Raw genomic sequence first — 23,346 nt, 5'->3', positions numbered from 1 at the left:
GAGACCAAATGAAGACAATGGGGATCAATCATATCGCGCTGGTGGCGCGCGACATGGCCGAAACGGTCAAATTCTATACCGAGGTGCTGCAGATGCCGCTGGTCAAGACGGTCGAACTGCCGACCGGCGGCCAGCATTTCTTCTTCGATTGCGGGGGGGGATCGGCGGTCGCCTTTTTCTGGTGGCAGGATGCGCCGCCCGCGGCGCCGGGCGTCGCGTCGGTGAAGAAATTTCCCGGCGACGACAAGACCGCGGTCGGATCGATGAACCATCTCGCCTTTCATATGGAGGAGGACGAGCTGGAGGCCGCGATCGGGCGGCTGGTCGAGGCGGGGGTCGAGGTCATCCCGATGGTCGTGAACCACGACGACAGCGAGACGACGGTGAGCATGACGATGCACGACGGCGTGTTCATCCGCTCGGTCTATTTCACCGATCCCAATGGCATCATGATGGAATTCGCCGCCAACACCAAGGTCTTCGGCCCCGAGGACGTCCGCCACGAACCCCAGCGCGTCGAAGCCGCCGCCTGACAGGGCGCGCCGCTGGCGGTTTTATTGGGGGGCGGCAGTTGGCCGCTTCAGCGCTTGATCGTCACGACCGGCGGTTCGCCCCATTCGGCCTCGAAGGCGCTGTGCAGCGCGCGCACGCGGCGCTTGCCGATCCGCTGTTCGAGCCGCACGCCCAGTTGCTCGACGATGGCGTTGGCATCCTCGTGCATCTGCGCGCCGCGCTCGGCGAGCGTCACGATCTTGATCCGGCCATCCTCGGGATCGGGTTCGAGCGCGAAGAAGCCCGCCTTGACCAGGCTCCCGATCGTCGTGTGCACCGCCTGGCGCGACAGGCGAAGCGCCCGGGCGATATCCGCCGGGCGCCGCGTGCCGACGAGGACGTGCAGAATGACCATCGATTCCGCGCGCGTGACGGGTTCCCAGCCGGCGGCCTGAAGGCTGCGCTGCAACGCATCGTCGAACCATTCAAAACCCTCGAGCAGCGGGGCGATAAGATAGTTGGTCGACTGCATTCGCGGTGTCTATGCATAGGACTTGCCGATAGGCAAGCGATGAGCGGATGCGGAAGCACGGAATGTCGAAGCGCGCCGGTGATGCGCGGCGAGCATGGCTTTCGGCACTTCTCCGCACTCGCCGCGATCGGGCCGCGCAAGGCAGCGGCGGTGCAGGAAAAGGCGGAGCAGAGGAATAAACCGCTCCGCCGGTCCCGACGGTCAGAAGCGATAGCGCGCTTCGAGCGAATAGGTGCGCGGCGCCCCCGGAAGCGCCGAGTTGAACTGGAGCAGCGCCGCGAGCGGCATGCCGCCGACATAATAGACCTTGTCGAAGGCGTTCTTGAGGTTGGCCGACAGCGACCAGCCGGCCGTTTCATCCTCGATGCCGATCCGGAAATTGGCGATCGAATAGCCGGGCAGATGCGCGGTCGGATTGAGGTTGCCCGACGCGATATAAAAGGTGCCGGTCTGCGAATAGAGGTCGCCGCGCAGCGAGGCGGTGAGGCGGCTCGACACCGGCGCCGAAATTTCGCCATAGACGGTGCCCGACCATTCGGGGGTATCGGGAACCGTGCCGAGGAGGATCGTGCCGCCGAACGCCGGGGTCAGGCCGTTGGTGAAGCGCGCGTGGGTATAGTTGAGATTGCCGCCGATGCGCAGCCAGTCGGTCAGCCGCAGATCGCCGTCGAGCTCGAACCCATAGACCTTGGTGCGCGGGACGTTGACGGCCAGCGACGCGGGGCCGTTGATGTCGGCAAAGGCGTTTCGCTGCCCGTTCTTGATCCACATATTGTAGAGCGCGATGTTGAACCGCGCGGGCATGGTGCCGAGAAGGCCCTGGAATTTGGCGCCGGCCTCGACATCGGTGACGGTTTCGGTGCCATAGCTGTTGCCGTTCACCGTGGCGTCGCCGACGATCGGCGGCGAACTGCCGTTGAAGCCGCCATTGCGATAGCTGCGGCGGGTAACCGCATAGAGCAGGACGTCGTCGCTGATCTGGTTCTGCAATCCGAAGGTCCAGCTGAGGTTGCGGATCGTCTTGCGCTGGTCGTTGTCCGCCACGCCGCTATCGATCTGCGCCGGGGTCGCATAGCTGTTGTCGATCGGCAGCGTCCGTCCGCGCACGGTTTCGCTGGTGTAGCGCAGCCCCGCCGTTACCCCGAACCCGCCGCCAAGCTGATAGGTGCCCTGGCCGTAAAAGGCGTAGCTGTTGTTATAGGCGACGTCCGAATTGACCGACAGCGGCGACAGGCCGAGATCGCCGAACACGTCGAGGAAGGTCGCCTGGCGGAACACGTTCGACTTCTCGCTCGATAGATAGAAGCCGAGGGCATAGGTGAGCCTGTCGGCGGCGAGCGTGCCGAGAAGTTGCAGTTCCTCCGACAGGATCGTCGTTCGCGTATGGCCGCCGGGCCGTCCGACTTCGTCGATTTCGCCGTCGCCCGCGACGCCGAAGGGCGAACCGTCGGTGTCGCCGCGAACATCGGTCTTCAGATGCGCATAGCCGATGATATTCTTGAGCTTGGTCGTGTCGTTGAGATCGATGGATGTCGAGTTGGTGACGATCAGATTTTCGGCGCGATAGAAATTGGCGTCGTTGGTCGCGATCGTGAACGGCCCGCGCGCTTTCTGGATCGCCAGGAAGTCGGCGAGACCGCCGGCGGGGATCGTCGGGTTGGTGTGCCGGCTGAGATAGCCGTCCCAGGCGCCGGGGCCGAAGACGAGATCGAGGCCGGGAGAATAGAAGAGAGTCACCGCCGCCGCGGTGGGCTGCGTCGGATCGAGCGCATAGAGGACCGACTGGGTGCTGGTTCCGTCGGCTTTGTAGTAATCGACGACCAGATCATTCTCGAACCCGCCTTCGCCGCGCCAGGTCAGGCTGCCGCGTACGCCATAGCGTTCGATCGAGCCGGGCCGCGACCCGTCGTAGAGATTATGCTGGAATCCGGTCTGGTCGCTATAGAAGCCTGCGACACGCGCAAGCAGCCGGTCGTCGACGATCGGCAGGTTCAGCGCGCCTTCGAGCTGCACCGTGTCGTAATTGCCGTAGCGCGCGCTGAGATAGCCCCCGAACTCGTTGGTGGGCTTGGCCGAGGTGAACAGCACCGCGCCGCCCGTCGCGTTGCGACCGAACAACGTCCCCTGCGGCCCCTTGAGCACCTGGACCGATTGCAGGTCATAGAAGGACGTCGCGCCGCTGCCGCCGCCGCTGTTGCTGCTGATCTGCACTTCGTTGAAATAGGGGAGAACGCCGGGGCGGGTGCCGGTGAACTGGTCGACCGATTGGCCGCGAAGCGAGAAATTGACTTCGTTCGAGGTCGCGCCCGCGCGCACCGACAGGCCGGGCGCGGCGAACTGCAGGTCGGCCTCCGACCGCACATTCTGTTCGGCCAGTTCCTGCATGCCGACGACATCGACCGCGACCGGCGTACGCGACAGGCTTTCGTCGCGGCGCTGCGCGGTGACGATGATGTCCTCATTTCCCGCTGTCGTTTTGCTGGCGCCGTCCGCCGTCGTCTGGGCGAGGGCCGGCGCGGCACCTCCCAGCATCGCGGCGGCCATCGCAAATCCGCTGATCCCGTGCCTCGGCATCGTCCCTCTCCCCAGGCTCCGCACCTTCTGGCGCGTGTTGTCTGTAATTAATTACTTACATGAGTGATTGCGCCTGTCAACCGGCTTCCTGACGGCCCTCGGCTTCGGCGCGCGTCATCCCCGCCAGGCGGATGAGATATTCGTGCAATTCAAACCAGATATTGTGATAGGAATCGATCTTCGGTGAGGCGAGATAGTGCGCTTCTCCCGTTTGTAGCCGGGCGAAGGCCGCTTCGAGGCGGGTGCGGAAAAAGGGAAGCGGCCCGCGCGGCTCGATCGCCTCCAGCCACGCCATTGTGTCGCGGTGCAGTTCGGGCATCCGGCCCAATATGCTGGCGTCATAGTCGGGATCGCTATGGTCGTTGAAGACCGGAGCGCCGTCGGATGGACGCATCTGCCAGCCGGTGACGAGTGTCTTGAAATCGTCGTTGAGTATGTGAAACGCGGCGAGGCGATTGCGCGCGGCGTCAAGGCCCATCGTATCCCGATGCGCCGCGACAATCTGATCGCCGCGTGCCTTGCCTGCGTCGGTCGTCTTGATGAAACGGGGCGAGGAGGCATCGAGAAATTCATCCAGCCCGGCGAGCTTCGCCGCCAGCGCGTCGCCGTCCAGCCGCCCGATTTCGATCGCGGCATCGCGGGGACAGAATCCCTTCAGCGCGACGAGCAAGACCAGTTCGTCGTCGGACAGCGCCGACTGCACCGCGCCGCCACCACCGTCCGCGGGGCCATCCCGCCAGCCCATCATCACCACGGCCTCGGGCGTCAGATGCGTCTCACAGGCAAGCGCACCGGCGAATATCTCGCCACTCTCGCCGTCGATCGACAGGATCGCACCCTCGTCGATCCGCATGTCGTCCACCGAAATGCCGCCTTCGACGAATTGCATCGCGCCCCAGCCGACCACCGCAGGCTTGCCCCAGCCGCGCGCGACCACCGCCGCATGGCTGGCGAGCCCACCGCGGGAGGTCAGCAGCCCTGCGGCGGCGGCGATGCCTTCGATATCCTCGGGCGAGGTTTCGGGGCGCGCGAGAATTACCGCTTCGCCCTGCGCTGTAAGGTCGACGGCGCGCTCGGCGCAGGTCACCAGCTTTCCCGAAGCAACGCCCGGCGACGCGCCAAGGCCGGCGCCCAAGGCGCTTTCGTCGCCGGCAATGCGCCGCGAACGCGCTGCGGCGCCGAGCAGATGCCCGACCCTGTCCAGCGCTTCGCTCCGTGTCAGGGGAAAGTTGGGGTCGAGCGCCATGTCGTGCGCGATCCGGATCGCCGCTTCGGGCGATCGCTTGCCGGGGCGCGCCTGCAAAATCCATAGCTTTCCCGACTCAATCGTGAATTCGACATCGACCAGATCGCGATAATGACGCTCGATCGCGTCGAGGCAGCGGTCGAGCGCCGCGGCGGCGTCGGGCAGCCGGCTCGGCAATTGGGCAATGTCAATCGTCTGGTGGGCGCCCGATACCACGTCCTCGCCCTGCGCCTGAAACAGAATGTCGCCGAAGATCCGCGGTTCGCCGTCGGAGGGATTGCGGCTGAAGACCACGCCCGTCCCCGACATCGCGTCGCGATTGCCGAAAACCATTGCCTGGATATTGACCGCGGTTCCGGCGTCGTCGTCGATCGCCTCGATCCGCCGATAGGCTTTGGCGCGCTCGCTGTTCCACGACTGGAACACCGCCTCGATCGCCGCGCGCAACTGCGCGTGCGGTGCATCGGGTGGCGCGTACCCCACCGATTTGGCAAAGGATTCGTGCAATCGGTTCAGGCAATCGCGGGCGAAATCCTCGTCGCCGCCGCTACGCGCCGCGAGCCCCGGCACGATATCGGCGTTGAGCCCGACGTTGAGCACCGTGTCCATCATCCCCGGCATCGACGCCGCGCCGCCCGACCGGACGCTGAGGAGCAGGGGATTGATCGCATCGCCGAAGCGCCGCCCCAGCATCGCCTCGATCTGCGCGAGATGCGTCTCGATCGCCTCGTCGAACGCGGGCGACCAGCCCGAGCGCAGATAGTGCCGGCAGGCGCCGGTGCCCAAGGTGAAGCCCGGCGGCACCGGCAGCCCCATGGCGCGGGTCATGTCGGAAAGGCTCTTGCCCTTGCCGCCCAGCAGTTCGAGGCGTTGGGCGTCCGACAGCGCGTGGGGCGCATCGAACATGAAGGCAATCGCTTCGCTCATCACCGGTGATCCGTCACCGTCGAGCGCACCGCTGGGCAGTTCGCCATGCCAGTCTCCTCTTTCCGGCCGATCTTGCTCGACCGGCTTTTATGTAAGCAAACACTTACTTCTGGAGGCCGGGATAAGTCAATCGGGCTTTCTGTCCGCGCTGTCGCCGCGATGCTCGAACAGCGGCAGCATCATCTGCGCTAGCTGCCTGGCGCTCGCCTGGGTGTCGAGCCGGGTGCCGCGGAAATGCGCGTTGGCCGCGACGAAAAAGCTGATCCCGATTCCGGCGATCGCCAGGAAATGCTGGTCGAGCTTGCTGCCGGGGGCATCCGAAGGCATCGCGGTCGCGGTCCGCCGCGCCCAGCCTTCGATCAGCGGAACGATGCGCTTGGCATAGAATTCCGGGCCATAGCTGCCGCTGCCGAACAGCGCGATGCCCAGCAGGGGAAACACCTCGTCCATATGGCTCAGATATTGCTCTGCGCCGCGTTCGAGGAGCTGAAGCTGGGTTTCCGCATCGGCCGCGGTCGCGACCAACCGTCCCGCATGGTTATAGGTTTCGAGCCAGCTTTCGAGCGGCTCGATCACCGCCGCGTCGAACAACTCCTCCTTCGATGCGAAGTGGCGATAGATCAGCGCCTCATTGATCTGCGCCTCGACCGCGATGTCCTTGGTCCGCGCCCCCGCATAGCCGCAGCGGATGAACACTTCGGTCGCCGCCGCCAGGATCGATTCGCGGCGTTCGGCGGATGAAATGCGGCTCGTCGCTTTCTTCGGCTTGGCTTGCGCTTTGGTCACCACCATCCCTCGATCTCCGGTCCGTGCAGCACGGCAAATAGCGTGATGGCCGCCCCGAATGCAAATTCGGCCGATCGCGGCGCCCGATCCCGATGCTCCCTGCGTCGCCGGTCGCGACGCCAAGAGGATTGACGCTCCCCGAATCCAGATGTAAGCATTTACTTACTTATAAAGCGAGAGAGGAATTTCATCGATGTCCCGTGCCCCGCGCCTGATTTCGCCGGACGATCATCTGCAAGCGCCCGCGCATCTGTGGCAGACGCGTCTGCCGGCGCGGTTTCGGGATCAGGGCCCTTATGTAAAGCGGATGACCGGCACCGCTTACGATGCGGGCGGCGGCAATTTCCGCTTTCGCGAAACCCCCGACGGGGTGCTTGGCGACGTCTGGCATTATGACGGAAAGCAGGTTCCGATCGTCAAGATCGCGGCGGCGGCTGGCTTTTACCCGCGTTCGTCGGTGAAGTTCGGGCCGAACACCTTCGACGAGATTCGCGAAGGCTGTTACAACGGCACGGCGCGTCTCGCCGACATGGATCAGGCCGGTATCCTCGCCTCGGCCAATTATCCCAACATGTTCGTCATGTTCGCGGGCGAGCAATTCAGCTTCGCGTCGGACAAGCCGCTCGCGCTCGAATGCATCAAGGCCTATAACGACTTCGTGATCGAGGAATGGTGCGCGGGGACGGGCGGCCGCCTGATCCCGATGGGGATCGTTCCGCTCTGGGACGCCGACCTCGCGGTCGCCGAAGCTCATCGGCTCGCCAAGCTCGGTTTCAAGACCATCTCCTTTCCCGAGGCACCGCATCGGAGCGGTTTGCCGTCGATCTCGTCGTGCTATTGGGACGGGTTGTTCGAGGCGATCGCCGATGCCGACATGGTGCTGTCGGTCCACATCGGCACCTCGCCGATGACGCTCGCCGCGCCCGACGCGCCCGCGGCGGTCGCGCATGTCGGCGCCTCCTATTATGTCATGCACTGCCTGATGGAGTTCCTCTGGTCGGGCGTATTCGTGCGCTTTCCGCATCTTCGGGTCTCGTTCGCCGAATCGCAGCTCGGCCTCGTGCCCTACACGCTCGATCGCTGCGACTTCATCTGGGAGAATATCGTCATCGACGGCGTTGCCACCGTCGACCAGCGTGCGCTGCCCGAAAAGCCGTCGCATTATTTTCGGCAGAATTGCTATGTTTCCTATTTCCGTGACCCGGTCGGGCTCGAAATGACGCAGCATATCGGCATCGACAACATCATGTTCGAAACCGACTATCCGCATCTCGATTGCGACTGGCCCGATTGCCTGACCGAGGCCGAACAGATGGTCGCCCATCTGCCCCATGACGCGCAGGACAAAATCTTGTTCGGCAATGCGCACAAGCTGTTCCGGCTCGACATCAAGGAACCGGCGCTCGCCTGAGCCCTGGAAAACAGACGAAAGCAGGAGAGGGCGATGAAGTTCACCGCGACCGAGCGGATGGCGCCGCACCGCATGCCGGATTCGGACGAATATTTTCACCGGCCGCCCGATCCGCTGCCCGAACGATGGCAGGAAAATACGATGCTCGCGGCGTGGAACATCGACGAAGGACACGGCTTTCTGGTCCATACCAAGCGCTGGCCCGCCAAGGGCGACCATGAGGCGCATATCATCGTTTTCGTCGACGGTGTCGCCTCGTCGGCGATCCTGCATCGGCCGACCGGCGATACGCTCCGCATCAACGATGAAATTCCCGAACTGCTGTTTGAGCCCGAGGTGCCGTGGAGCCGCTGGCGGCTGTGCGCCGAAATCCAGGGCGCGGGCGGCATCGGTCCGCACGGCTTCCTCGCCCACGCGCCCCGTGGCGACACGATCGGCGCGATCGACATCATCATGGAAAGCGATCTTCCGGTTGCCGATTTCAACGCAGCGCTGGCCGAATGGGCCGAGACACTGAGCGCGGCGGGGTCGCATTCGCACAATTCGGCGCAGGCGCATTACGAGCAGGGCGGCCGCTGGCACGGCACGCTGCGCGTCGGCGGCCGGACGGTGAAGACCAGCGGGTTGTTCGTGCGCGATCATAGCTGGGGCGAGCGTGTCGAGCGCGGTTTCGACTCCGGTGTGTTCTGGACGGCGTCGTCGCTCGATAACGGCAATATCTTCTGCAACGCGATCGGCTTTCCGCAACCCGACGGTTCGGCGATCGGCACCGGCATCCTGGTGAATCGCGACGGTGCGTTCCTGACCAACAAGGTCGGGGGGCGCTTCACCCCCGAGCCGGGCCTGCTCAGTTACGACCGATCGGAGTTGACGTTCGGGTTCGATACGCCGGTCGTGCTGACCGGCGAAACCCACGTCCACGTACCCAAATATCTGCCCGGATCGGGCTTCCGTCGCTATGACAATAATGCGATCTCGCGGGTGCGGATCGGCGATCATGTCGGCATGGGGTGCCTGGAATGGGCGGCGGTGCTCGAAAAGCATCAGGCCGACGATCTCGATCGCCTGCTCGAAGACGCATAAGGAACCGACCGTTCGACCGGCAAAACGCCGGCGGCCGGATCGGGGGAGAGGATTGCATGACCGTTGACACCTGGCTGCTGCACGACACGCCGTCGAAGCGCTTCCCGATTTACACCCGCTCCAACGCGGCTGAGGTCATGGGCGCGCCGGTATCGCCGCTCGGCTGGTCCTATGTCTGGCGCGAAGCCTTCGGTCCGGGCACGGTGCGCGGCTATGTCGATTTCGGCGGTTTCGACGCGGACGAGTTCGACGGGCCCGAGGATGTCTATGGCATCTTCGGGGGCTATTTCTATCTCAACATCTCGGTGATGTTCGTCGAGATGGAGCGGATGATGCCGGGTGGCGCGGCGCGCATGGCGGCGATGTTCGACAGCGGCCCGGGAATGCCGCCGCATATCGCCGAGGATTGGCACGCGAATGTCGCCTGCGGCGCGCGGGTCGCGGCGAATGTCGGGCGCTTCATGGCGGGCGAGGTCCATCCCGACCTGGACGTTCTGCACGACGCGGCGATCGCGCTGCGCGCGGGCCGTCCCGATCTCGCATCGATTTCGCCTGCCGAGATCATCGGGCGGCTGCGGTCGATCACGCCCCTCCTCGACCGCGCCGGCTGCATCCATGTGCAGATCGGGCAGGCGGGCATGATCGCGATGGGCCAGCTTGTCGAGCTTCTGGCGGCCGTTGGCCGGGCCGGGGACGTGGCGCGGCTGGGCACCGGCATCGGCGATGTCGAGTCCGCCGATATCGCTCGCGGGCTTTGGACGATCAGCCGCCTGGTTCGCGGCTCGCCCGCGCTCAAGGCCGCTTTCGCGCCGGGCATCGACGGCGTGCTGGATCGCATAGCCGACCTCCGGTTCCACGACCTTTTCCGCCATTTCCTCTACGAGCATGGCGCGCGCGCGACGAACGAGTGGGATCTGATCTACGATACCTATGAAACCGCTCCGCAAACCGCGCTGGCGCTGATCGACGCAATGGCGAAGCAGGGGGACGAAGCCGATCCCGAGGCGGCGCTGAATCGCAACGCGGCGCTGCGGCGCGAATGCCTCGCCGATATTCGTGCGCGGTTTCCCGGTCAGGCCGATGCGATCGACGCCGCCGCCGCGGCGCTCGCGACATGGTTCGTCGCGCGGGAGCGGTCGAAGAATATGTGCGTCCGCCTGGTTCACGAGGCCCGCATGGGCTGCGAAGCGCTGGCGGCGCAGGGCATTGCGGCGGGCGCGCTCGACGACCGGCGGCAATTCTACATGCTCCTGTCGAGCGAACTCGACGCATGGGCGAGCGACCCCACCGCCTTCACCGACACGCTGCGCCGCCGGCTTGCCGATTACCAAGCCCTCGACCAGATCGAGCCGCCCTTCTTCGTCAACGGCGAATGCCCGCCGATCGCCGAATGGCCGCAGCGAACCGTGCGTGACATCGCGGCCGCCGCCGATGGCGATCGGCTGACGGGTGTCGCCTGTTCGCCGGGCCAGGTCACGGGGCGGGCGCGGATCATCCTCGACCCTTCCGACCCCGGCGCGCTCGAACCCGACGAGATTCTCGTTACTACGAACACCAATCCCAGTTGGACGCCGCTGTTCCTTGTCGCCGGTGCGGTGGTCACCGAGTTCGGGCTGTTCAACAGCCACGCCAGCATCGTCTCGCGCGAACTCGGAATCCCATGCGTCGCGTCGGTCGACGGCGCGACCGACCGGATCAAGGACGGGATGCTCGTCACCGTCGACGGCGCCGCGGGCACGGTGGAGATATTGGCGGGGGCGGCGTGATGACAGCGACCGGCGACGCCATCGTCTCGCCCTGCACCTATGCCGATCCGGGGGCGATGGATGCGCTTTTCGCGCAGCTCCGTCGCGACGATCCGGTGCACCGCGTCGAACATCCCGATTATCGCCCTTTCTGGGCGGTCACCAAATTCGCTGATATCCAGGAGGTCGAACGGCAGCCCGATCTCTTTCTGAATGCGCCGCGCACTTTCCTGCGCACCCTCGCCTATGAGGAGCGTGCCCGCGCGGCGACCGGCGGCAATCCCGCGCTTCTGCGCAGCCTCGTCTTCATGGATGCGCCCGATCATGCGCAATATCGCAAGCTGACGCAGGCGTGGTTTATGCCGGGGCGGATCAAAGTGCTCGAAGCCGATATCCGCCAGCTCGCGGCCGAGGTGATCGACGATATGGTCGACCGCGGCGGAGTCTGCGACTTCGCCGCCGACGTCGTGCCCTATTTCCCGGTGCGGGTCATCATGCGCATCCTCGGCGTGCCGCGATGCGACGAGCCGTTGATCCTGCAACTGACGCAGGAAATCTTCGGCTCGGACGATCCCGACGTGCAGGCGGCGCGGACGATGACCGCGAGCCTCGCTGACACAGTGAAGGTCTTCGCGGACTATTTCCGCGACCTGACCGCCGAGCGCCGCCGCAATCCCGCCGACGATCTGGCGACCTTGTTCGCGCAGGCAGAGATCGACGGCCGGCCGATGGCGGACCATGAAAGTGTGTCCTATTATATTTTGGTGGCGACGGCCGGGCACGATACGACCAGTTCCACCACGGCGGGGGGCCTGTTGGCCTTGATCGAAAATCCCGATGCGCAGGCGCGGCTAAGGGCCGATCCCTCGCTTCTGCCCGGCGCCGTCGACGAAATGGTGCGCTGGGTGTCTCCCGTCCGCCATTTCTTCCGCACCGCGACCCGCGATTGTCATCTGCGCGGCAAGGCTATCCGCGCCGGTGACAGCCTGATGATGTGCTACCCCAGCGCCAATCGCGACGAGGAGATATTCGACGATCCTTTCGCGTTCCGGGTCGATCGCCCGGCGAACCGGCACATCGCCTTCGGCTATGGCCCGCATCTGTGCCTGGGAATGCATATGGCGCGGATGGAAATCCGTATCTTCTACGAAGAATTACTGCGCCGGGTCGCCTCCGTCGAGCTTGCGGGCGACGCGGCCTGGCTCGCATCGACCAATGTCGGCGGGCTCAAGCGCCTGCCCATCCGTTTCACGCTCGCTTGACAGACGGGGCTCGCCCCGTCGATCAGGCAAAGGCAGCAACTGGGGAGGGGCTATGATCGCCGACACCGATTTTTCCGGAAAGACCATCCTCGTCGTCGGCGGATCGAGCGGCATCGGCAACGGCATTGCGCACGGCTTTCGCGAACGCGGCGGGGCGGTGCACGTGTGGGGAACCCGCGCCGCTGCCTCCGACTATGATCCCGCCGACGGCTCTGATCTGGCCGGGCTCGGCTATGATGGCGTTGATGTTGGCGATCCCGTGGCGATCGAAGCTGCCGCGACGCCCTTCGACCGGCTCGACGTGCTTGTGCTGTGCCAGGGCGTCGTCGTCTACAAGCGCGGCGAGTTCGAGCGCGAGGGGTGGGACCGGGTCATGGCGGTCAACCTTGATAGTCTGATGCATTGCGCGCGTAAATTTCGCCGCCAGCTATCCGAGTCTCGCGGTTCGATCGTCGTGGTCAGTTCGATTTCGGGTTTGCGGGGAAATATCGGCAACCCCGCTTATGCCGCGTCCAAGGCGGGCGCGATCAGCCTGACCAAGACGCTCGGCCAGGCGTTCGCCGCCGACGGTATCCGCGTCAACGGCCTGGCGCCGGGGCTGGTCGACACGAAATTGACCAAGGCCACGACGCAGCATCCCGATCGCCTGGCGGGCCGCCTGGCGGCGATCCCGCAGCGGCGGATGGGAACGCCAGAGGACATGGCCGGCGCCGCGATCTTCCTCGCGTCCCCGCTCGCATCCTACGTAACGGGCCACACGCTCGTAGTGGACGGCGGTCTCTCGCTTTAACGCCTGCCGCAAAGCCCTTCCGTTACTGGAAGGACGGGGTCTTCGCTCACGACCACGGCGAGGTGGATGTGGTTGATCCCCCCGAGATCGCAGATGGCCATAAGCTCATCCTTCCGAAGCTACCGCGAGTGCGGAGGCTTAGCTACGTCGAGCAGCTGAGGGGATTAAATTCAAAGAAAATGAATGCCGCCCCCCATGCAATCGGCCTTATCGAGACCATTGGTATGGTTGACGTGCTTACTCGGCAAAAGTTAGAGACCCGAAATCGGGCAGCGCTGATACTGCTGGACAGCAACTTCGAGATCTCTCTGAAATAATAGATCGTTAAAAATCCCCAGCATTTTTCTCCTTTGACTTACACGAATCGACACATCCAAGGTCTTTTCAACCAGCGAGCATCCGTCACCCGCGAGGTGCAAGCGAAGGCGTCCAAGATCACCGCTACAATCGCGACCAAGGCAAGTTTTTACTACAGTCTTCGCAACGAGTTGATCCACGAGCGGACCACCGTACCCGTGAGCGACCGGGAGGTCGAAGACTATCGCGGTGTCATCGAGATGATTCTCAAGGCTCTTTTTTCGATCCGCTTTCCAAAGGCAAATTAGTGGAATTGGTTGCTCGCACCTTCGCGAGACAATTTTGATCTGCGTGGCAGAACGCGCCTCTTTCACACCAGCGTCTCGCACGCCGATGACGGCCTGCTTTTGTATAGATTGAGTCTGCCAGCCGACAGTCTGGGAGCAGCCAATCGGCTTGGCCCGAGTGTTTCCCCTTTTGGCCATTTTGGCTGCAGGAGAACGATCATGGGGAGGTCAAAATTCCACTATTTACCTCCGCGACCGGCGTGGACGCCTCATTTCAGCCGTTCTGACTCAAAGAATGGTGCTTCGAGGCGGGCGACAGCGCTGGCCGCGGCGGCGGCGGTAGCAGCCGTGACGCCGCTTATTCGCTCGGCGGACAGGGGCGGCACGAAGGCGGGGGCGAGATCGACGGGCAGGTCGCTCTGGGCAATCGGGCGCTGGTACGAGAAAGTGTCGAATCCGGCCTTGCCGTGACAGCCGCCCGATCCGCTCATGCCGACTCCGCCGAACGGCGCGGCATGGTTGATATAGGCGAGGGCGAAGTCGTTGCGCGACGCCGCACCTGATGTCGTGTCGCGGACGAAGCGGCGGAAATCGTCGGTGTCGCCGCCGTACCAGTAAGAGGAGGTAGTGAAAGCGGCGACGTAGTGGTTCACAAAATGCAGCCTGTCACGACGATCGGCTTGTGCAATGGCGAGCACTACTCGCGGTCCGTCGCAGTATCGATAGTATGTCCGGTTTTGCATTCTCCCGTCGAAAGCGGTCTGGCAACTAGCGGTCAGCTGCGGCGCGGTTCCCAAGGAGGTGCGCCGCAGCGACGGACTCAGAACCGAAACGCCGCGCTTATGCCGTAGGTTCTCGGCTCGTTCGCAAGGATGCGGTTCGCCGTGCTACCGGGAAAGGCGCCGTTGTTGAGGCCTAGCGCCGCGCCGAGCGGCTGGTAGACCGCGAGCGGGCGATAATGGGTATTGGTGAGGTTGCTCCCGAAGACCGCGAGTGACCAACGGTCGTCGGGTCCGCTCAGCGTCAGCCGCGCGCCGAGCAGCGCATAGCCGTCGGCGATCGACTGCGGGTTGGCGTCGTTGACCGTGCCGACATATTGGTCGGACACGAAGGAGACGTTGGCGTTTGCCGCCCATGTCCATCCGCTCGATCCGACATCCCCGTTCCAGTCGACCCCGACATTGCCCGACCAGGCGGGCGAGAAGCTGTTCGGCTTGCCGGTCAGATTCTGCGTCCCGCCCAGCCCCGGCAGGCCCGATGCGTTGGCAAAATCGGTGAATTCCGAATCGAGATAGGCAAGCGAGCCGGAAAGCGAGAAGCGGTTCGTCGGTGCGAGCCTCAGGTCGAGTTCGAAGCCCTGCTGGCGGAGGTTGCCGGCGTTGCGGACGACGAAGCTGACGCCGTCGAAGGCGCGGTCCTGAAAGCCTGCGATGTCCATGCGGAAGAAAGTGATGTTCGCGGTCAGCGCGCGATCCAGCCAGCTCGTCTTGGCGCCGAACTCGTAATTATTGACCGTCTCGCGATCGAAGACTCGCTTCGTCGAGATCAGATTGCCCTGCGGGTCGAAGGTCGAGAGCGCCGGCACCCCGCCGCCCGAATTATAGCCGCCCGACTTGTAACCGGTCGAATGGGTCGCAAAGAGCATCACATCATTGGCGGGCTTGTAGTTGAGGCTGATCCGATAGGTGAAGCGGCTCTCCGACAGACCCGGATAGGTCAGCACCTCGGGTGCGCGGATCGTCTGGGTGAAGGGGCTCGATAGCTGCGAATAGCTCCCCCGCTTGCGGTCGTTGGTCCAGCGCCCGCCGAGCGTCAGCGTCAGCGCGTCGGAGAAATAGATATTGCCCTGCGCATAGGCGGCGATGCTGCGGACTTTCTGGAACACGTCCTGGTCGGTCGCCGCAACGCCGCCGGTGCTCGCGTAATAGGCGGCGCAGGCGGTGCGCCCCGGCCCCGCGGGAACGAGGACATTGCAGAATTGCGAGTCCATGTTAAGCTGCTCGCCGAGCGCGAACTTCTCCTCGAAATAATAGACGCCCGCGACCATGTCGAAATGGCCGTTCAGCCATTCGCGTTCGGGCGAGATGAATTGCAGTTCGTGATTCCAGCTTCCCGAATCGAACAGGCTGCGCCGCGTCGCGAGCGGAACGGGGAGGAAGATGATGTCGCCGTCGAGCTGGTCGTTGGTCCATTTGCGATAGCTGTTGATCAGGCGCAGCGTCGATCCGCCGCCGATTTCGAGCGACGCGGTGCTCGACACGCCCCAGTTCTTGTCGAGCAGGCCGGAGGCGACCGACTGGTTCATCACCCGGTCGTTCAAATTGGTGTCGGGGCCGCCGCTGAACGCCGCTTGCAGGAACGCGAGGCGGGCCGGGGCGATCGAGGCGGGGTCGAAGTCGAAATTGACGACGCCGTCGCCGTCAAGGCGCGTATAATCGCCGCGCACGATCCATTCGAGATTGCCGAACTCGGCCTTCACCGTGCCGCGCACCGCGACGTCGTCCGACCCGCCATAGGTCTTGCCATCATAGCGGTTCTTCCACGGCCCGTCATACCATTGCCCCATCGCCGCGACGCGCGCGGAAACATTCTCGCCCAGCGGAATGTTGACATGACCCGACAGCTTGTAGCGGTCGAACGAGCCGGCCTCGGCCGAGACCTGGCCCGAAAATTCGTCCTCGGGCAGCGCGCTGCGGATCGACAGCGCGCCGACGCTGGCGTTGCGGCCGAACAGGGTCCCCTGCGGCCCGCGCAGCACCTCGACCCCGTCGATGTCGAGGAAGGCGCCGAGGATCGAGCCCGAGCGCGGGACATAGACGCCGTCGACGAACACCGCGACGCTCGGCTCGATCAGCGTGTTGGCGAGGCTGCCGACGCCGCGGATGCCGATGCGCGTCGAGCCGGTGTTCGACGACCGCACCGTCTGGAAATTGGTCGCGACGCGGCCAAGGTCCATCACGGTCAGGATGTTCGCGCTTTCCATCGCCTCGCCGCTGACCGCGGCGATCGAGATCGGCACGTCCTGGATATTCTCAGCGCGCTTCTGCGCCGTGACGACGATTGCGTCGCCCATGTCGGCGCCGGCGGCATCGGCGGGTTTGGCGTCCTGCGCGGCGGCGGGCGTGGCCGCGAGCGCAGCGGCGAACGCGGCAAGGCTGGTGTAGGCAATCGTCTTCATACGTCCCTCCCAAGGTGATTCGTCATTGTGTTTGGCCGGAGGCTATCGAGGCGATCGGGGCGATATTTCACATTTCACGACAGGATTTTTGCAATGCACGCCACGCTGGCGCAATGGCGCGCGCGCCGGCAAGGCGCGGCGCCGGGGGCAGCGGCGCGCGGCGATAGACGTCGTGATGGAGTATCCTAAGATTGCCGCGCGACGGCTGCGAGGTCGGCGAGATAGCTTCGCCGCGCGGCGAGGAAGAGAAGGGCGGCAATGACGGCGGCGACGGGCAGAATGCGCAGCGCGTCGAGCAGCCCGACCGCATCGGCGATGCGCCCCGTAGCGATCGGCCCCGGCGCGAGCCCGAGCAGATTGTGCGCGAGGGTCAGTGTCGCAAAGGCAGAGCCGTGGAGCGCGGCGGGGGTCAGGTTGGCGACCATCGCGCCCGCCGGTCCGGTCGTCCCGGCGACGAGGAACATCGCGATGCCGAGCAGGACGAGTTGCGGCAGCCCCGGCGGCAACAGCAGCGCGAGGCTGAGCGCGACCGCGCTGCCGAAGCCATAGCCCGATGCGAGCAATATCTTGCGATCGGGTCGACCCTGCGCCGCGCGATCGCTCGCCATTCCGCACAGCACCATGCCGCAGCCGCAGATCAGCAGGAAAATCGCCGCCATCCGCCCCGCCGCATCGACGGGCATCGCATAATAACGGTTGAAATAGCTCGGCAGCCAGGCGGGCAGGGCGCCCGCGGCGAAGAGCTGGACCCCGCTCGCGAGGTAGGCGAGCCGCACGCTGCGGTTCGCGAACAGCGCGCGCAGCGGTGCGCGGTCGCGGGCGTCCGGTGCGGGCGCATCGGGGCCGGCGATTTCCGCGATCCGCTTTTCGCGGACGATGAGCGGATAGGCGATCGCGAGCGCCAGCCCCCCGATGCCGATGACGGCAAAGGCGGTACGCCAGCCGAAGCTCGCGGCGATCTCGCCGCCGATGGCGACGCCCAGCACCTGGCCGAACAGCCCGCCCGCCATGAAAGCCGCCGACAAGGTCGCGCGCAGCCGCGGCGGAAAGACGCTGATCACGACGGCAATGCCGACGCTGCCGTAGGCGGCCTCGCCGACCCCGACCATCACCCGACCGACAAGCATCTGCGAATAGCTGGTCGCGATGGCGCAAAAGAGGGTGGCGAAGCTCCACAGCGCGGCCATCAGCGCGAGGCTGCGGACGCGGCCCCAGCGGTCGGCGGCGAGCGAGAGCGGGAAGGTCAGGCAGCCGACCATCAGCGCGACGACCCCCGACAGGAGCCCGAGTTCGGCGTCGCTCAGCGCCCATTCGATCTTGAGCAGCGGGAAGACCGCGTTCAGCACCTGCCGCGCCATATAGTCGGAGATCAGGAGCCCGAAGCTCAGCGCGAAGACGATCCAGCCATAAAGGGTCGTGTCGCGCGGGCCGCTGTCCGCGATGCCGGGGCTTGCCGCCGGTGCCATTACCGCCATTGCCGCCTCCCTTGTTGCGTTAGAGGATGGGCGGGCGGTCGCATGTCAGTCCGCTCCGCCGCCGACCATCAGGGCGCGCGCCTCCATTTCCTCGACCAGCATCGGCGCGCCGAGTGCGACCGAATGGAGGCCGAGCACCGCGACGGCTTCGAGCACCGCCATCACTTCCTCGGGCGTCGCGCCCTTGTCGAGCGCGGCGGCGATGTGGCGCCTTGTGCCCGGTGCGTACATATGGGTGCACGAGGCATCGACCGCGATCGCCAGAAATTCATAGATTTTGGGATCGAGCACCCCGCGCCGCAGCGGCAGCGTGCCCGCGGCGAGAAAGGTTTCGAGCCACTCGGGGTCGAGCTCCGCCATCTCGTCCCAGGCGGTGTTCCACTGGCCGCCTGCACGCATCGCGTCGCTGACCGGGGTCGCGCTCACAGCGCCGCGCTCCGGGCGTGATCGGCGAGGCGACCCAGCATATCGGTCAATGCGGGCCATGGGCCATAGCCCGCCGCCGGATTGAGATGCCCGACATCGCCCGCGTCGTGCAGCGCCGCGCCCCACGCATCAGCGAAGCCCGCGACGCGATCGAAGGCGGCGAGCGGATCGTTGCGGCTCGCGACGACCATCGCCGGAAAGGGCAGGGGCTTCTCGGGGATCGGCAGCCAGCCGCCGGCCTTCAACGCCGCCGGCTCGGGATAGCCCGCAGGCAACGGGGTCTCGATATCGGCGGGCGTGACGAGCAGCGCCGCGCGGATCGTGCGCGTCGGCGCGAGCGCCCAATGCACCGTCGTCAGGCACCCAGCGCTATGCGCGACGATCACGACCTCGCCATCAATGGCGCGGAGCGCGGCGTCGAGCCCCGCCACTTGCCCCGCGCGGCTGAGGCGGTCGGCGGCGAGCGGCGCGACCGTCACCGCGCCGGGGATCGCCCGCGCCGCATGGGTCTGCCAATGATCCTCGACATGGTCCCGAAGGCCGGGAACGAAGAGGATCGTCGTCTCGCCGCCGAAAGCCATTGCCGCGCTCCCGCCTCAGGCCGCGTAGCGCAGCGGCAGCGCGCGCTGGCCGGGCTGGCGGTTGGGCGCCATGCCCAGCTTGGCGAGCGTTTCCTCGACCGAATTATATTGCACGCCGATCTTGTAGATTTCGCGCGCTTCCTTCGCGGTCGCGACCTCGCGGCCGAGTTCCCTGGCGATCCGCACGATCTGTTCGATTCCCTGGACCGAGGTCATCTTGTTGCCGTGCTGGTCGTAGAGCGTGTCCTCGATGCCGCAGCGGACATGCTGGCCAAGGCACATCGCCATGACGTTGACCGGCAAGACATGGCGCATCAGCGATTCGAGCGTCACCGTCGATCCGTCGGGCGCGCGGCGGATGAATTCCATGAAATTATTGGGGTTCGGCCCGTCGAAGCCGCCGCCGATGCCGACCCAGGTCAGGTTGAGCGGCCCCTTGTAGAGCCCGCGGCGCACGAGCCGCTCGACCGTTTCCATGTCGGGCATGCAGGTGAGCTGGAAATGCGGCTGGATGCCGGCCGCGGTCAGCCGGCGGAGATGCTCCTCGACCCATTGCGGCCCGGCAGGCACGACCATCTCGCGATAGGCCTGATACAGCGCGGGATTGGCGAGCGAGGTCTGGCCATATTCCTCGTCGGTCATCAGATCCATGATGTTCATCTGGGTCGTATTGACCGCGATCGTCACCTGGTCGGGCGCGGGCTTGAGGTCGGCGAGCATGTGACGCACCTCGTCCGACAACCATTTCGCCTCGGCACCTTCCTCCTCGCTTTCGGGCGCGAAGGAGATCGAGCCGCCGACCTGGATGATCATGTCGGGCACCCGCTCGCGCACCCCGGCGATCAGCTCGTTGAACTTCGACAGGCGCTTGCACCCCGAACCATCCTCTTCGCGGACGTGGAGGTGGAGCACCGTCGCGCCGGCGTTGTAACAGTCGACCGCCTTCTGGATATGCTCTTCCATGGTGAGCGGAATATCCTCGGGGAAGTCGTCGGGGTGCCATTCGGGGCCATAGGGCGCGACGGTAATGACCAATTTGTCCTGCGTTTCGGGAAGCAGGCTGTCGTCGAGAAACTGCATCTTCTCTCTCCTTGAACGATCTCAGTAAGGGCGGTCGCCGACGATGCCGGCGCGTTCCATGCGGCGGATCGTCGGCGGGTAATCCATCACGGCATAATGCTGGGTCGAACGGTTATCCCAGATCGCGACGCTGTTCGGCTGCCAGCGCCAGCGCACCTGATATTCGGGGATCGCGGCGCGTCCGATCAGAAAGCTCAGGAGCTGGCTCGCCCCCGGCGCATAATCCTGACCGTAGCGGACATTGTCGGCGGTATGAAAATTCGTGAAATGGGTCGTGAAGCCGTTGACGAACAATATCTTCTCGCCCGTTTCGGGATGGGTGCGAACGACCGGATGCTCGGCATCGGGAAAGCGCGCCTTCAGCGCATGGCGCTGCTCTTCGCTCATCCGCGCGCCGAAACTCGCCTCGATCGAATGGCGCGCCTTCAAGGGCGCGATGATCGCTTTCACATGATCGGAGAGGTCGGCATAGGCCCTGGCCATATTCGCCCACATCGTGTCGCCGCCGACCGGCGGGCAGGCGATGCAGCGCAGCACCGCGCCGAGCGGCGGCGCATCTCGCCACGTCGCGTCGCAATGCCAGCTATTCTCATAATAGTCGGGCGGCGAGTTTTCGTCCTTGTAGATCTGGACGAGTCCCGGATTCTCGGGATCGCTGCCGATCACCGGATGATCCTCCAGCGCGCCGAAGCGGCTGGCGAAGGCGACGTGATCGGCGCGCGCGATACCCTGATCGCGCAGGAACAGCACCTTGTGCTCGATCAGCGCGGCGCGGATTTCGCCGAACAGATCGTCATTGCGTGCCGCCTCGGCCAAGTCGACGCCGCTGATCTCGGCGCCGATGTGGCAGGTAAGCTTCTCGATCTTCATCGCCTCTCTCCCTCAGAGCACGAAGATGGATGATCCAATCGTCTGGCCGACTTCGAGTTCGCGGTGCGCGGCGACGCAATCGTCGAGGGCATAGCGCTGGCCGATCTCGACCTTGACGCGGCCCGCGGCGAGATGGTCGAACCACAGCGCCGACAATTCGGCGCGTTCGACGGGGTCGGCATAATAGTCGGCGAAGCCGGGGCGGGTGACATAGACCGACCCCTGCATCAGAAGCTGGAAGACATCGACCGGCGGAAACGGGCCCGAAGCGGTGCCGCAGGCGACGAGGACGCCGCGCCGCTTGAGCGATTTCAGCGACCCCTCGAACGTGTCCTTGCCGACGCTGTCGAACACCGTCGTCACGCCTTCGCCGTCGGTCAGTTCCTTCACCCGCGCCGGGACATCCTCGCGGCGATAGAAGATGATTTCGTCGCAGCCGAGCGCGCGCGCCTTTTCGGCCTTCGCCTCGCTCGACACGGTGCCGATGACGCGCAGCCCCATCAGCTTCGCAAGCTGCACCGCGAGCAGGCCGACGCCCCCGGCCGCGGCGTGGAGCAGGATCGTGTCGCCCGCCTTCATCGCCGGGTTGGTCTTGGTGAGCCAATAGGTCGCCGACAGGCCGCGCATCGTCGACGCCGCGGCATCCTCGATCGCGATACCGTCGGGCAGTTTGAACAAAGGCGCGGCAGGCATGACGCGCGCCTCGCTATAGGCGCCGAGCGGGCTGCCGTTATAGGCGACGCGGTCGCCCGGCGCGAAACCGATGACGCCTTCGCCGACCGCCTCGATCACCCCCGCACCCTCGACGCCGATCCCGGCAGGAAGCGGCGCGGGATAATAGCCCGAACGGAAATAGGTGTCGGCGAAGTTGCAGCCGACCGCGGCATGGCGCAGGCGGACTTCGCCCGGGCCGGGCTCGCCGACCGCGACGTCTTCGACCCGAAGCACTTCGGGGCCACCAATCTCATAAAAGCGAACGGCTTTTGCCATCTCTCACTCTCCCGTTTCGACCGGATTAGAGCAAAGCGCGCTTGCATTTTTCACATTTCGTGACATATTTTTGGCATTATACGCCAAGCGGCGCGATCAGGAGAGAAAACGTGGCCGAACTCGTCCGGGTCGCGGCGCTGACCGGCTATTTCCCGACGATGCAGGGGCTTGGAGCCGATCCGCGGCCGATGCTGCGCGAATGCGGTTTATCGCCCGAGTTGCTCGCGAACCCCGAGCAGTTGATCTCGGCACGCGCAACGATGCGGCTGCTCGAGCGCAGCGCCGAGGTCACCGGCTGTACGACGCTCGGCCTTCGCATGTCCGAAGAGCGCGCGCTCGCCAATCTGGGCGTTGCCAGCCTGTTGATCGCGCATCAGCCGACGCTGCGCCTGGCGCTCCAGGCGCTCACCGAATTTCGCAACCGGATCAACTCGACCCTCGCGCTGCAGATCGAGACATTCGGCGAGGAAATCGTGCTGCGCGAGCATTTCGCGCTCAGCAGTCCCGAACCGCATCGCCAGTCGTCCGACCTCGCGCTCGGCGTTCTTGCGCGGTTCTGTGCGGCGGTCCTCGGCGATGGCTGGACGCCGCTGTCGGTCTGTTTCGCGCACGAAAGGCCTTCGCCGTCCGAGATGGCGGTCTATCGGCGGCTGTTCCGCTGTACGATCGAGTTCGATAGCGAGTTCAACGGTCTCGTCATCGCGGAGGCCGATCTCGACCGCTCGGCGGCGCGCGCCGATTCGGCGCTGGCGAGCCACGCGCGCGAATTGATCTCTTCGGTGATGAGCCCCGCGATGCGCACCGCGTCGCAGGAGGTCGAGCAAATGATCATGCTGCTGTTGCCCTCGGGTCGGGCGACGATCCAATATTGTGCCGAATCGATGGGAAGCACGGTGCGCACGCTGCAGCGGATGCTCGACGCCGACGGGACGAGCTTCAGTGACTTGCTCAATCGTGCGCGGATGCAACTTTCCAGCCAATATCTCGCCAATCCGCGCACCCGGATCACCGATGTCGCGGGAATGCTCGGCTATGGATCTATCGGCGCCTACACGCGATGGCACAGCCAGATGTTCGGCATATCTCCGCGTCAATGGCGTGCTTCTGCGGCCCGGCGACAACCCCAATCGTCCGCTTTTTAAGCTGACACGCCAATACCGGACAGGCAGCAACCGTTGAGAGTTTCAGACGCCGCCAGGCGTCGGAAAGTCTTCGGTGCCCGAACCGCGGTGGTCATAGGCTGAGCTATGGGGAAAGCTGTTTTGCGCGGATCGCGGGGTTGCCAGGTGCTGCCCAAAATCGGACGTGCGCGAT

At 65.0% G+C, this 23,346-nt stretch carries 20 protein-coding genes; 8 read left to right on the top strand and 12 right to left on the bottom strand.

What is annotated here, in order from left to right; translation table 11 throughout:
• Nucleotides 1–8: 8 nt before the first annotated feature.
• The gene (locus VHO04_RS08370) at nucleotides 9–533 is read left to right on the top strand and encodes a VOC family protein (protein WP_329627898.1); all 525 of its coding nucleotides are present in this window, start codon (nucleotides 9–11) and stop codon (nucleotides 531–533) included.
• Between the two features lie 47 nt (nucleotides 534–580).
• On the opposite strand, the gene VHO04_RS08365 is transcribed toward VHO04_RS08370, so the two are convergent.
• The 4 genes from VHO04_RS08365 to VHO04_RS08350 form a co-directional block, all read right to left on the bottom strand.
• Nucleotides 581–1,024: a MarR family winged helix-turn-helix transcriptional regulator gene (locus VHO04_RS08365; protein ID WP_297660319.1), complete on the bottom strand. Its 444-nt coding sequence runs from the start codon at nucleotides 1,022–1,024 to the stop codon at nucleotides 581–583.
• A gap of 201 nt (nucleotides 1,025–1,225) precedes the next feature.
• The gene (locus tag VHO04_RS08360; protein WP_329627897.1) at nucleotides 1,226–3,598 is read right to left on the bottom strand and encodes a TonB-dependent receptor; all 2,373 of its coding nucleotides are present in this window, start codon (nucleotides 3,596–3,598) and stop codon (nucleotides 1,226–1,228) included.
• 76 nt (nucleotides 3,599–3,674) lie between these two features.
• A complete protein-coding gene (locus VHO04_RS08355) occupies nucleotides 3,675–5,771 on the bottom strand; it encodes a PEP/pyruvate-binding domain-containing protein (RefSeq protein WP_329627896.1) in 2,097 nt (698 codons plus the stop codon).
• A gap of 126 nt (nucleotides 5,772–5,897) precedes the next feature.
• Nucleotides 5,898–6,557, bottom strand: coding sequence for a helix-turn-helix domain-containing protein (locus tag VHO04_RS08350; RefSeq protein WP_329627895.1), 660 nt, complete (start codon nucleotides 6,555–6,557; stop codon nucleotides 5,898–5,900).
• Nucleotides 6,558–6,750: 193 nt separating this feature from the next.
• On the opposite strand from VHO04_RS08350, the gene VHO04_RS08345 reads away from it, so the two are divergent.
• The 6 genes from VHO04_RS08345 to VHO04_RS08320 all read left to right on the top strand — a co-directional run bounded on the left by VHO04_RS08345 (nucleotide 6,751) and on the right by VHO04_RS08320 (nucleotide 13,453).
• A complete protein-coding gene (locus VHO04_RS08345; protein ID WP_329627894.1) occupies nucleotides 6,751–7,968 on the top strand; it encodes an amidohydrolase family protein in 1,218 nt (405 codons plus the stop codon).
• A gap of 33 nt (nucleotides 7,969–8,001) precedes the next feature.
• Nucleotides 8,002–9,051, top strand: a complete 1,050-nt coding sequence (locus VHO04_RS08340; protein ID WP_329627893.1) for a DUF7065 domain-containing protein — start codon at nucleotides 8,002–8,004, stop codon at nucleotides 9,049–9,051.
• A gap of 56 nt (nucleotides 9,052–9,107) precedes the next feature.
• Entirely contained in the window at nucleotides 9,108–10,817 is a 1,710-nt protein-coding gene (locus VHO04_RS08335) for a PEP-utilizing enzyme (RefSeq protein ID WP_329627892.1), read from the top strand.
• Entirely contained in the window at nucleotides 10,817–12,058 is a 1,242-nt protein-coding gene (locus VHO04_RS08330; RefSeq protein WP_329627891.1) for a cytochrome P450, read from the top strand. Before VHO04_RS08335 ends, VHO04_RS08330 begins: the two co-directional genes overlap by 1 nt.
• Nucleotides 12,059–12,110: 52 nt before the next feature.
• Entirely contained in the window at nucleotides 12,111–12,848 is a 738-nt protein-coding gene (locus VHO04_RS08325; RefSeq protein ID WP_329627890.1) for an SDR family oxidoreductase, read from the top strand.
• A 350-nt stretch (nucleotides 12,849–13,198) separates the two neighbouring features.
• A complete protein-coding gene (locus VHO04_RS08320) occupies nucleotides 13,199–13,453 on the top strand; it encodes a hypothetical protein (protein WP_329627889.1) in 255 nt (84 codons plus the stop codon).
• Nucleotides 13,454–13,701: 248 nt separating this feature from the next.
• Here VHO04_RS08320 and VHO04_RS08315 read toward each other — a convergent pair whose 3' ends face one another.
• The 8 genes from VHO04_RS08315 to VHO04_RS08280 all read right to left on the bottom strand — a co-directional run bounded on the left by VHO04_RS08315 (nucleotide 13,702) and on the right by VHO04_RS08280 (nucleotide 22,032).
• Complete coding sequence (locus VHO04_RS08315) at nucleotides 13,702–14,130, bottom strand: hypothetical protein (protein WP_329627888.1); 429 nt, start codon at nucleotides 14,128–14,130, stop codon at nucleotides 13,702–13,704.
• A 122-nt stretch (nucleotides 14,131–14,252) separates the two neighbouring features.
• A complete protein-coding gene (locus VHO04_RS08310; RefSeq protein ID WP_329627887.1) occupies nucleotides 14,253–16,610 on the bottom strand; it encodes a TonB-dependent receptor in 2,358 nt (785 codons plus the stop codon).
• A 185-nt stretch (nucleotides 16,611–16,795) separates the two neighbouring features.
• Entirely contained in the window at nucleotides 16,796–18,085 is a 1,290-nt protein-coding gene (locus VHO04_RS08305) for an MFS transporter (protein WP_329627886.1), read from the bottom strand.
• Between the two features lie 45 nt (nucleotides 18,086–18,130).
• Complete coding sequence (locus tag VHO04_RS08300) at nucleotides 18,131–18,511, bottom strand: carboxymuconolactone decarboxylase family protein (RefSeq protein WP_329627885.1); 381 nt, start codon at nucleotides 18,509–18,511, stop codon at nucleotides 18,131–18,133.
• A complete protein-coding gene (locus tag VHO04_RS08295; protein ID WP_329627884.1) occupies nucleotides 18,508–19,092 on the bottom strand; it encodes an RBBP9/YdeN family alpha/beta hydrolase in 585 nt (194 codons plus the stop codon). Before VHO04_RS08295 ends, VHO04_RS08300 begins: the two co-directional genes overlap by 4 nt.
• Before the next feature lie 15 nt (nucleotides 19,093–19,107).
• Complete coding sequence (locus VHO04_RS08290) at nucleotides 19,108–20,172, bottom strand: 3-keto-5-aminohexanoate cleavage protein (RefSeq protein ID WP_257545264.1); 1,065 nt, start codon at nucleotides 20,170–20,172, stop codon at nucleotides 19,108–19,110.
• A gap of 21 nt (nucleotides 20,173–20,193) precedes the next feature.
• Complete coding sequence (locus VHO04_RS08285) at nucleotides 20,194–21,042, bottom strand: TauD/TfdA dioxygenase family protein (RefSeq protein ID WP_329627883.1); 849 nt, start codon at nucleotides 21,040–21,042, stop codon at nucleotides 20,194–20,196.
• Nucleotides 21,043–21,054: 12 nt separating this feature from the next.
• On the bottom strand, nucleotides 21,055–22,032 hold the full coding sequence (locus VHO04_RS08280; protein ID WP_329627882.1) for a quinone oxidoreductase: 978 nt from the start codon (nucleotides 22,030–22,032) through the stop codon (nucleotides 21,055–21,057).
• 110 nt (nucleotides 22,033–22,142) lie between these two features.
• Between VHO04_RS08280 and VHO04_RS08275 the strand changes: the two genes are divergently transcribed.
• Nucleotides 22,143–23,174, top strand: a complete 1,032-nt coding sequence (locus VHO04_RS08275; RefSeq protein WP_329627881.1) for an AraC family transcriptional regulator — start codon at nucleotides 22,143–22,145, stop codon at nucleotides 23,172–23,174.
• The last annotated feature ends 172 nt before the right edge of the window (nucleotides 23,175–23,346 follow it).

The organism is Sphingopyxis sp. (assembly GCF_036261875.1).
GTDB lineage: Bacteria > Pseudomonadota > Alphaproteobacteria > Sphingomonadales > Sphingomonadaceae > Sphingopyxis.
The sequence above is the reverse complement of the archived record's forward strand: the minus strand, read 5'-3'. Positions and strand labels throughout refer to the sequence as shown.